General features: G+C 72.6%; 3 protein-coding genes. 2 read left to right on the plus strand and 1 reads right to left on the minus strand.

The window, feature by feature from the left end; all coding sequences use genetic code 11:
* Positions 1 to 290: 290 nt before the first annotated feature.
* Complete coding sequence (locus GT030_RS16705; RefSeq protein ID WP_031179421.1) at positions 291 to 1067, plus strand: isoprenyl transferase; 777 nt, start codon at positions 291 to 293, stop codon at positions 1065 to 1067.
* Between the two features lie 7 nt (positions 1068 to 1074).
* Here GT030_RS16705 and GT030_RS16710 read toward each other — a convergent pair whose 3' ends face one another.
* The gene (locus GT030_RS16710) at positions 1075 to 2343 is read right to left on the minus strand and encodes a DUF1479 domain-containing protein (RefSeq protein WP_161201781.1); all 1269 of its coding nucleotides are present in this window, start codon (positions 2341 to 2343) and stop codon (positions 1075 to 1077) included.
* A gap of 92 nt (positions 2344 to 2435) precedes the next feature.
* Between GT030_RS16710 and GT030_RS16715 the strand changes: the two genes are divergently transcribed.
* Positions 2436 to 2777: winged helix-turn-helix domain-containing protein (locus tag GT030_RS16715; RefSeq protein ID WP_161201782.1), on the plus strand; the 342-nt coding region annotated here is incomplete at its 3' end.

A 2777-nucleotide genomic window follows, 5' to 3' on the forward strand; every position in this document is an offset into this window, starting at 1 on the left:
GCCTCGGCGGCGAGGGCGTGCCCGAAGGCGTGGTACGGCCCGCCGGGGGCGCCCGTGGCCAGCGTGAGCCGCCGGTGCGGGCCGTCGTTCCGGGCGCAGCCGGGCAGCGCGAGGGCCGGTCCGCCCAGCAGGGCGGAGCGCAGCAGCCCGCGTCGGCTGATCGTCCGGCCGGTCACCGCGGCAGCGTAACGCCCCTGCGGAGAGCGGCCGGAGGGCGCCCGGGGGGTGGGCCACCGGCAATTGCCGCTATCGTTTGCGACCTCATCCCCCGGCCTTGGAAGGATCTCGGCGTGGCATGGAAGGCACTGCGCTCGGCGCTGGAAGCGGTTTATCTGCGGCGGCTGAACCGCAAGTTGGAGGGCCTGCCCCGGCCCCGGCATGTGGCGATCATGCTGGACGGCAACCGGCGCTGGGCGCGCGGGGCGGGGCACACGGACGTCCGTGAGGGTTACCGGGTCGGCGGTGCGAAGGTCACGGACTTCCTGCACTGGTGCGCCGACGCCGAGATCAGCCACGTCACCCTGTGGATGCTCTCCGACGACAACCTGCACCGTCCGGCCGCCGAACTCGGCCCGCTGCTCGACATCATCGAGGAGACCGTGCGCCGGGTCTGCGCGACCGACGCGCCGTGGGAGATCGAGATCATCGGCGCGCTGGACCTGCTGCCGGGCGACACCGCGCGGGTGCTGAAGGAGGCCGCCGCCACGACGACCGGCCGGGGCGGCCTGAAGGTCGACGTGGCGGTCGGCTACGGGGGGCGCCGGGAGATCGTGGACGCGGTCCGGGCCGCCTTCGACAAGCACATCCGCGCCGGGGGCGACCCGCGCGACCTGGCCGCCGACTTCGACCTGGAGCACATCACCGACAACCTGTACTCCCCCGCCGGGCACGACACCGACTTCGTCATCCGCACCTCCGGCGAGCAGCGCCTCTCCGGGTTCCTGCTGTGGCAGTCGGCGTACGCGGAGGTGCACTTCGTGGACGTGCTGTGGCCCGCGTTCCGCCAGCTCGACCTGCTGCGCGCGCTGCGCTCGTACGCGGCACGCGAGCGCCGTTACGGGCGCTGAACGGGCGTCAGTCCAGGGCGAGGCCCCGGCGGCCGGTGGCGTTGAGGCGCGCGGCCGGGAAGCGGTCGGGCCAGGTGCGCTCGTAGTGCTCCTCGGGGAAGTCGGCCGGGCTCGAGCCGGTGAGGAACGCCTCGCGCACCGAGGAGGCGTACGCCTCGTTGCGCGGGCACCACGGGGCGGCGGGGATGTACATGACGTTGCCCCAGCCGCGCTGGTCCCGGACCGGGGCCACGCTGTGGATCATGTCGCAGTGCCACCAGACGGAGTCGCCCGCGCGGACGTCGGGGATGCCGGTGAGCGCCCTCATGAGCAGCGGGTGCCACTTCTCGCTCGCGGGGAAGACCTGGTTGACGGTGACCCCGCACATGTCGTCCTCGGGAACGTCGGCCAGCAGCGGGCGCAGCATCAGGTAGGCCATGGCCTCGGGGACCGGCACGGTGTGCAGGACGCCCTGGTCGTGGTCCATGTCGGACAGCGCGGTCCAGCCCTGGAAGGTGCGGAACGCCGAGCACATGGTGGAGCCGGGGTACTGGGGGCCTTCGGTGCGGTGGGCCGGGTCCCACGGGTCGTACTCCTCCACGGTGCCGTCGAAGAGGTGGCGGAACGCCCGCTGGTAGGCGCTGGTCATCCACAGGTCGAGGGTGCCGGGGTCGCAGTGGGTGCCCAGGCCGGCGGAGTCGGTGCCGGGCGGGCGGCGGCGGATGCGGTCGGGGTAGAGGGCGTCGCGGTCGGGGTCGAACCACTGGACGCCGTCGGAGGTGTGCCGCCAGAAGGAGTTGAGGAAGGACTGCACGCGGGCCATGCGCTCGCTCTGCCGTGCCTCCATCTGCGCCGGGGACCAGTAGACGGGGTAGATCTCGGGCTTGGAGCCGACACTGCCGAAGAAGTCGTCGCCGGGGCCGGTGTAGTTCTCGAAGAAACGGTTTCCCTCGACGTAGTCCACGATCCCGGCGTCCCAGGCGAGCGCCTGCTCGCGGGGGAAGTGGCCGCGTACGACGAGGCAGCCGCGGGCGGTGATGCGGGCCGACTGCTCGGGGGTGACGGTGCCGTTCTCGATGTCGGCGTAGTCGACGACCGGCCAGACGTCGTCACCGGCCGCCTCGATCTCCGCGACGCGGGCGGCCACTCGTCGTTCGACGGCGGCGAAGACCTCCTCGACACTGCGGCCGGACGCCTCGATGCGGGTCCGGAGGGCGGCTTTGATCTCGCGGATCGCGGCGGGGAGGTCGGTGGGGACGGTTTCCCAGTGCGGCAGATCGCTGCGGGTGAGGGTCATGGCGGCCCGGCTCCTTTGGTGAGGGCTCCTTACTAAATGCACGGTAGGCGGGGGCGCCGCTTTGGGCAAGAGTCCTTACTAGACTGCCGTCCATGACACCCGCCAAGCCCTCGCTGGAGATGCTGCGCGCCCTCACGGACGAGAACGTGCTGCGCGCCCTCATGGCCGACCGGCGGCTGACCCGCGCGGAGATCGCGGCCCGCACCGGCATCTCCAAGCCGACCATCTCCGACGCCGTGCAGCGCCTCGCGGCCTCCGGTCTGGTGGTGGACACGGGCGAGCGTACGACGGGACGCGGCCGCTCGGGCTCGTACTACGCACTCGCCCCGGGGCTCGGCACGGCGCTGGTGGCGAGCATCTCGCCGCGCGGCGTGACGGCCGAGACGGTGGACGCGCTCGGCGACACCGTGGGGCGGGCTCACGCAGCCCTCAGT

Source organism: Streptomyces sp. SID1328 (assembly GCF_009865595.1).
Taxonomy (GTDB): Bacteria; Actinomycetota; Actinomycetes; order Streptomycetales; family Streptomycetaceae; genus Streptomyces; species Streptomyces griseoluteus.

Bases quoted from the DNA above. Each gene is read 5' to 3' on its own strand.
- GT030_RS16710 (WP_161201781.1), bottom strand. From the start codon at position 2,343: ATGACCCTCACCCGCAGCGATCTGCCGCACTGGGAAACCGTCCCCACC.